4 protein-coding genes are annotated in these 7,442 nt (G+C 75.1%); all 4 read left to right on the forward strand.

Annotation, left to right across the window (positions count from 1 at the left end; all coding sequences use genetic code 11):
• Window positions 1-130: 130 nt before the first annotated feature.
• The 4 genes from ACFV0O_RS37590 to ftsH all read left to right on the forward strand — a co-directional run bounded on the left by ACFV0O_RS37590 (window position 131) and on the right by ftsH (window position 7,320).
• Window positions 131-2,596, forward strand: coding sequence for a [protein-PII] uridylyltransferase (locus tag ACFV0O_RS37590; RefSeq protein ID WP_380348740.1), 2,466 nt, complete (start codon window positions 131-133; stop codon window positions 2,594-2,596).
• A gap of 191 nt (window positions 2,597-2,787) precedes the next feature.
• Window positions 2,788-4,353: a signal recognition particle protein gene (gene ffh / locus ACFV0O_RS37595; RefSeq protein WP_360262093.1), complete on the forward strand. Its 1,566-nt coding sequence runs from the start codon at window positions 2,788-2,790 to the stop codon at window positions 4,351-4,353.
• Between the two features lie 234 nt (window positions 4,354-4,587).
• Window positions 4,588-5,112, forward strand: a complete 525-nt coding sequence (locus ACFV0O_RS37600) for a GNAT family protein (RefSeq protein WP_360262057.1) — start codon at window positions 4,588-4,590, stop codon at window positions 5,110-5,112.
• Between the two features lie 93 nt (window positions 5,113-5,205).
• A complete protein-coding gene (gene ftsH / locus ACFV0O_RS37605; RefSeq protein ID WP_380348742.1) occupies window positions 5,206-7,320 on the forward strand; it encodes an ATP-dependent zinc metalloprotease FtsH in 2,115 nt (704 codons plus the stop codon).
• Window positions 7,321-7,442 lie beyond the last annotated feature (122 nt).

The following is a 7,442-nucleotide window of genomic DNA, read 5'->3' on the forward strand; positions in this document are numbered from 1 at the left end:
GGGCGCGCCCCCCCCCCCCCGCGGGCGCCCCGCCCCCCCCCCCCGGGGTCCCCCGCTCGGCCGACCCGGGGGCGCCGCATCCGCGGCGCACCCGGCACGGCCCAGCCGCACGACGGACGGGACCCAGCGCATGACCACCGAGACCAGGCCTTCCGACCCCGCCGACCCCGCCGACCCCGCCGCCGCCCGGGCCGCGCTGATCGCCGACCCCGGCCCGGTGGGCCGCCCGCGCCGGGAGGAGCTCGCCCGGCTCACCGACGACTGGCTGTCCGGGCTGCTCGACGCCGCCGGCGCCCCGCCCGGCGTCGCGCTGGTCGCCGTCGGCGGGTACGGGCGCGGCGAGCTGTCCCCGCGCAGCGACCTGGACGTCCTGCTGCTGCACGACGGCCCGATCACCCGCGAACTGCCCGAGCGGATCTGGTACCCGGTCTGGGACGCGGGCGCCAAGCTCGACCACTCGGTGCGCACCGTGGCCGAGGCCAGGAAGGTCGCCGCCGCCGACCTCAAGGCCCAGCTCGGCCTGCTGGACGCCCGCCACCTCGCCGGCGACCCGGCGCTCACCGCGGAGCTGCGCGCCGCGGTGTTCACCGACTGGCGCGCGAGCGCCCCCGCACGCCTGCCCGAGCTGCGCGAGCTGGGCCGCGAGCGGGCCGAACGGCACGGCGAGCTGTCCTTCCTGCTGGAACCCGATCTCAAGGAGGCCCGGGGCGGCCTGCGCGACGTGGTCGCGCTCGACGCCGTCGCCGCCACCTGGCTGGCCGACGCGCCCCGGGACGGCCTGGACGCCGCCGCGCTGCGGCTCTCCGACGTGCGCGACGCGCTGCACCTGGTCACCGGCCGGGCCACCGAGCGGCTCAGCCTCCAGGACCAGGACCAGGTCGCCGAGCGGCTCGGCGTGCTGGACGCCGACACCCTGCTGCGCCAGGTCTACGAGGCCGCCCGGACCATCGCGTACGCGAGCGACGTCACCTGGCGGGCGGTGGACCGGGTACTCGCCGCCCGGACCGGCCGGGGACGCCGGCCGGCGCGCCGCGCCTTCCCGTTCACCGGGCCCTTCACCGCCCCGTTCACCGGAGCCGGCCGCGGCACGGGCGCGGTGGCCCGGGGCACGGTCGAGCGCCGCCCGCTCGCCGACGGCGTGGTCGAGCAGGACGGCGAGGCGGTGCTGGCCCAGGGCGCCCGCCCGGCCACCGACCCCGTGCTGCCGCTGCGCGCCGCGGCCGCCGCCGCGCAGAACGGGCTGACCGTCTCGTACGCGACCGTGCGCCGGCTGGCGGCCGAGTGCCGTCCGCTGCCGGTGCCCTGGCCGGACGAGGCGCGCGAGCAGCTGGTCACCCTGATGGGCGCGGGGGAGGCGGCCGTCCCGGTGTGGGAGGCGCTGGAAGCGGAGGGGCTGGTCACCCGGCTGCTGCCGGACTGGGAGCGGGTGCGCTGCCGTCCGCAGCGCAACGCCGTGCACCGCTGGACGGTCGACCGGCACCTGGTCGAGACGGCGGTGCGGGCCGCCGCGATGACCCGCCGGGTGGCCCGGCCGGACCTGCTGCTGGTCGCCGCGCTGCTGCACGACATCGGCAAGGGCTGGCCCGGGGACCACAGCGAGGCCGGCGAGGTGATCGTCCGCGACCTCGCCCCCCGGATGGGCTTCGGCCCCGAGGACACCGAGACCCTGGCGGTACTGGTCCGCCACCACCTGACCCTGGTCGACACCGCGACCCGGCGCGACCCGGACGACCCGGCCACCGTCGAGGCGATCACCAAGGCGGTCACCACCCTGCCGGAACTGGAGCTGCTGCACGCGCTCACCGAAGCGGACGCACTGGCCACCGGCCCGGCCGCGTGGAGCGGCTGGCGGGCCTCACTGGTGGACGGGCTGGTGGCCCGGGCGGCCGACCGGCTGGCCGGGGCGGCCACGGCACCCGTGGAGGCGGCGCCGACCGCCGAGCAGGAGCGCCTCGCCGTCGAGGCCGCCCGCACCGGTGAGCCGGCGCTGTCGCTGCGCGCCCAGGCCGCCGGGACGGACCCGGGCACCGAGCCGATGGGCGTCGAGCTGACCCTGGCCGTCCCGGACCGCCCGGGGCTGCTCGGCACCGCCGCCGGGGTGCTCGCCCTGCACCGGCTTGCCGTCCGCTCGGCCGGGCTGCGCGAGCTGGACCCGGTCGGTGCCGGTCCGGTCCTGCTGCTGTCCTGGCGGGTGGCCGCCGAGTTCGGCGAGCTGCCGGAGGCGGCCCGGCTGCGGGCCGACCTGCGCCGGGCGCTGGACGGCTCGCTGGACGTCGAGCGGCGCCTCGCCGAACGGGACGCCGCCGCCCCGCGCCGCAAGGGCATCCCGACCCCGCCGCCGGTGGTCGCGGTGGCGCCGGCGGTGGCCTCGGCGACCGCGACCGTGCTGGAGGTCCGCGCGCACGACGCCCCCGGCCTGCTGCACCGGATCGGCCGGGCGCTGGACGGGGCGGGCGTGCGGGTGCGCACCGCGCACGTCTCCACCCTGGGCGCGGAGGCCGTCGACTCCTTCTACCTGACCGACGCGCACGGCCGTCCGCTGGACGCCGGGCGGGCCGGGGAGGTGGCGGCCGCGGTCCGGACGGCGCTGGGCTGAACGGCCCCGGGAGCCGGGCCGGGAAGGCCGCGACCAGGGGCGGAGGGCTCCGGGGCACAGGCGGGGAGGGGCTCCCGGCGCAGGGGCGGAGGAGCTCCGGGCGCAGGGGTGGAGACCATACCCGGGGCGGCCGGATACCCTGGGGGACGACGACCGTACCGATACCGATGCCGCAGAGGACCCGCGACGACGTGTTCGACACCCTTTCCGATCGCCTCGCAGCGACGTTCAAGAACCTTCGGGGCAAGGGCCGCCTGAGCGAGGCGGACATCGACGCCACGGCCCGCGAGATCCGCATCGCGCTGCTGGAGGCGGATGTCGCGCTGCCGGTCGTCCGGGCCTTCATCAAGCAGGTCAAGGAGCGGGCGCTCGGGATCGAGGTCTCCGGCGCGCTGAACCCGGCGCAGCAGATCATCAAGATCGTCAACGAGGAGCTCATCGCGATCCTCGGTGGCGAGACCCGTCGGGTGCGGTTCGCCAAGAACGGCCCGACGGTCATCATGCTCGCCGGTCTGCAGGGTGCCGGTAAGACCACCCTCGCGGGCAAGCTCGGCCACTGGCTGAAGAAGCAGAAGCACACGCCGCTGCTGGTCGCCTGCGACCTCCAGCGCCCCAACGCGGTCAACCAGCTCCAGGTGGTCGCCGAGCGTGCCGGCGTGGCCTTCTACGGCCCCCAGCCGGGCAACGGCGTCGGCGACCCGGTGCAGGTGGCCGAGGACTCGATCGAGTACGCCAAGCAGAAGCAGTACGACGTCGTCATCGTCGACACCGCCGGCCGTCTGGGCATCGACTCCGAGCTGATGCAGCAGGCCGCCGACATCCGCGCCGCGGTGAACCCGGACGAGGTCCTGTTCGTCGTCGACGCGATGATCGGCCAGGACGCGGTCACCACCGCGCAGGCCTTCCTCGACGGCGTGGACTTCACCGGCGTCGTGCTCTCCAAGCTCGACGGCGACGCCCGCGGCGGTGCCGCGCTCTCGGTCGCGCACGTCACCGGCCGACAGATCATGTTCGCCTCCAACGGCGAGAAGGTCGACGACTTCGACGCCTTCCACCCGGACCGGATGGCCTCGCGCATCCTCGGCATGGGTGACGTCCTCTCGCTGATCGAGAAGGCCGAGCAGACCTTCTCGCAGGCCGAGGCGGAGAAGATCGCCGCCAAGCTGCGCGGCGGCCCGAAGCAGTTCACGCTGGACGACTTCCTGTCGCAGCTGGAGCAGGTCCAGAAGATGGGCTCGATCTCCAAGCTGCTCGGCATGCTGCCCGGCATGGGCCAGATCCGCGAGCAGATCAACAACATCGACGACAAGGACGTCAACCGGGTCGGCGCGATCATCAAGTCGATGACCCCGGCCGAGCGCGCCGAACCGGAGCTGATCAACGGCTCCCGCCGGGCCCGCATCGCCAAGGGCTCCGGCGTCCAGGTCGGCGAGGTCAAGAACCTGGTCGAGCGGTTCTTCGACGCCCGCAAGATGATGTCCGCGATGGCCTCCGGCAAGGGCATGCCCGGCATGCCGGGGATCCCCGGCATGGGCGGCGGCTCGAAGAAGTCCGGCAAGAAGGCCCCGCAGGCCAAGGGCAAGCGCAAGAGCGGCAACCCGCTGAAGCGGGCGCAGGAGGAGGCCGCGGCCGCCGAGCGCCGCGCGCTCGGCCCCGGCGCCGGCCAGGACGCGGCGGACGGCGGGGCGTTCGGCCTCGGCGCGGGCAAGGGCCCGGCCGACTTCGAACTGCCCAAGGAGTTCAAGGACCTGCTGTAGTCCCCGGCCGTCGCGCCCGGTCGCGGTGCTCGTCGGCCGCGGTCCGGTTGCGGTGCCCGTAGGCCGCGGTCCGGTCGTGGTGCCCGACGGCGCCCGGTCGCGGTGCCCCGGCCCCGGTGCCCGTTCGTCCGGTCCCCACGGGGGGACCGTCCGCGACCCGCTTGACCGATGTCGGTCGGCCCGTCGTCCGGTGTTTCCGGGCGGCGGGCCGATCGCGTGTCCGATGATGGGGGCATGCGAGTGATGATCAGGGCCCCGAGGACCGAGGACGCGGTCGCGTACGCCGAGGCGGTACGGCGGTCCGCCGACCACATCGGACGGTGGAACCCGGTCGAGCCCGACGGGCTGCCCGAGCTGCTGGAACGCCAGGGCGCCGGCCTGCGCACCTTCCTGATCCTCGACGGGAAGACCGGCGGGCTGGTCGGCAAGGTGAACGTCGCCAACATCGTGATGAGCCGGTTCTGCAACGCGACGCTGGGCTACGACGCGTACCTGCCGTTCGCCGGAACCGGGCGGATGACCGAGGGCATGCGGCTGGTCCTGGACCGCTGCTTCGCCCCGCAGTCGGCCGGCGGCCTGGGGCTGCACCGGCTGGAGATCAACGTGCAGCCGGACAACGAGCGCTCGGTCGCGATGGCCAAGCGACTGGGCTTCCGGCACGAGGGCTTCTCGCCGCGGATGCTGTTCCTGCAGGGCGACTGGCGCGACCACGAGCGGTTCGCCCTGACCGCCGAGGAGTGGCCCGGCGCTTCGGCATAGCCGCTGGTGGGAGGCGTCCCGCGGGGCCGTACGGGTGCCCGGGCGCGGCGTTGCGGTTGGCCCGCCCGAGTGCCTGTCCGTATCGTCCGACGCGTGACCGAACCCGTGCCGCCGCGTCAGACCCCCGACCAGCCCTGGCGTTCCGAGGGTGCCCCGCCCCCGACACCGCCCCGCCGTCGGATGCCCGGCGGCTGGACCGGTCTCGTCCTCACCGCCCTCGTGGTGTTCCTGATCTCCGACGTGCTGCTGTCCTTCTTCGGCAACGAGGGCGCCACCACGATCTCGTACACCGAGTTCAACAACCAGCTGAACAAGGGCAACATCACCAAGATCTACGCCAAGGGCGACGCGATCGAGGGCACCCTCAAGACCGCCCAGCCCAAACCGGACGGCGGTAAGGGCGACTACACCGAGTTCGACACCCAGCGCCCCTCCTTCGCGAACGACAACCTGTGGGCCACGCTGCAGCAGCAGGGCGTCGAGGTCACCGCGACCTCGCCGGTCCAGCAGCGCAGCTTCCTCACCAACCTGCTGCTGTCGCTCGCCCCGATGCTGCTGCTGATCTTCATCTGGGTGCTGCTCGCCCGCCGGATGGCCGGCGGCCTCGGCGCCGGGCCGCTCGGACGCAAGACGCCGCCCAAGCCGGTCACCGCCGACCAGGGCAAGCGCACCACCTTCGCCGACGTGGCCGGCATCGACGAGGTCGAGGCCGAACTCACCGAGGTCGTCGACTACTTGAAGAACCCCGACCGGTACCGCAGGCTCGGCGCCAAGATGCCGAGAGGCGTGCTGCTGAGCGGGCCGCCCGGCACCGGCAAGACCCTGCTGGCCCGGGCCGTGGCCGGCGAGGCGGACGTGCCGTTCTTCTCCGCCTCCGCCTCCGAGTTCATCGAGATGATCGTCGGCGTCGGCGCCAGCCGGGTCCGCGAGCTCTTCGCCGAGGCCCGCAAGGTCGCCCCGGCGATCATCTTCATCGACGAGATCGACACCATCGGACGCCAGCGCGGCGCGGGCGGCGGCATGGGCGGCCACGACGAGCGCGAGCAGACGCTCAACCAGATCCTCACCGAGATGGACGGCTTCTCCGGCTCCGAGGGCGTCATCGTGATCGCCGCGACCAACCGGTCGGACGTGCTCGACCCGGCGTTGCTGCGCCCCGGCCGCTTCGACCGGCGGATCACCGTCAGCCCGCCCGACCGGGAAGGCCGCGCCGCGATCCTGGGCATCCACACCCGCACCGTCCCGCTCGCCGGGGGCACCGACCTCCGGCAGCTGGCCAAGGTCACCCCGGGGATGACCGGCGCCGAACTCGCCAACCTGGTCAACGAGGCCGCCCTGCTGGCGGTCAAGCGCGACCAGGACGCGGTCAACGAGCGGGACCTCTCGGACGCCCTGGAGAAGGTCCAGCTGGGCGCCGTGCGGCCCCTGGTCATGCCGCAGGAGGAGCGCGAGCGAACCGCGTACCACGAGAGCGGGCACGCGCTGCTGGGCATGCTGCAGCCCGGCGCGGACCCGGTCCGCAAGATCACCATCGTGCCGCGCGGCCGGGCACTCGGCGTCACCCTCTCCACGCCCGAGAACGACCGCTACTCGTACACCGAGCCCTACCTGCGCGGCCGGATCATCGGCGCGCTCGGCGGCATGGCGGCCGAGCAGGTGGTCTACGGGGTGATCACCACCGGTGCGGAGAGCGACCTGGAGCAGGTCACCAACATCGCCCGCGGGATGGCCGGACGCTGGGGGATGAGCGAGCGGGTCGGGCGGCTCACCGCGGTGCCCTCCGACCCGCAGGGCGCGTACGGGCTCTCCGCCGCGCCGACCACGCTGGACGCGGTGGACGAGGAGGCCCGGCGGATCGTCTCCGAGTGCTACGACGACGCCGTGCGGCTGCTGACCGAGCAGCGGCACCGGCTGGACGCGCTGGCGGCGGCGCTGCTGGAGGCGGAGACGCTGGACGAGGAGCAGGCGTACCGGGCGGCGGGGGTGCCGCGCGAGGGTGCCGTCGAGGAGGCCGCCGAGGGCGCTTCCGGGGGCGCTTCCGGGGGTTCCGACGGGTCCGGTGCGCCCGGCGGCTCCAAGCGCGGTCCGGGTGATCCGGGCGCTTCGGCTGGTCCGGCTGGTCCGGGTGGTCCGGGCGCTTCGGCTGGTCCGGCTGGTCCGGCCGGTTCGGAGGGCGGCCCGGGAGGGAAGCCGCTCGACCAGGCGTGAACCCGTCGCCGGGGGGGGGGGGGCCCCCCGGGGGGGGGGCCCCCGCGGGGGGGGGGGGGGGGGGCCCCCCCGCCCCCCCGCGGGGGGGGGGGGGGCGAAACCCCCCCCCCCCCCCCCCCCCC

Origin of the sequence: Kitasatospora sp. NPDC059577 (assembly GCF_042735475.1) — a bacterium.
Taxonomy (GTDB): domain Bacteria; phylum Actinomycetota; class Actinomycetes; order Streptomycetales; family Streptomycetaceae; genus Kitasatospora.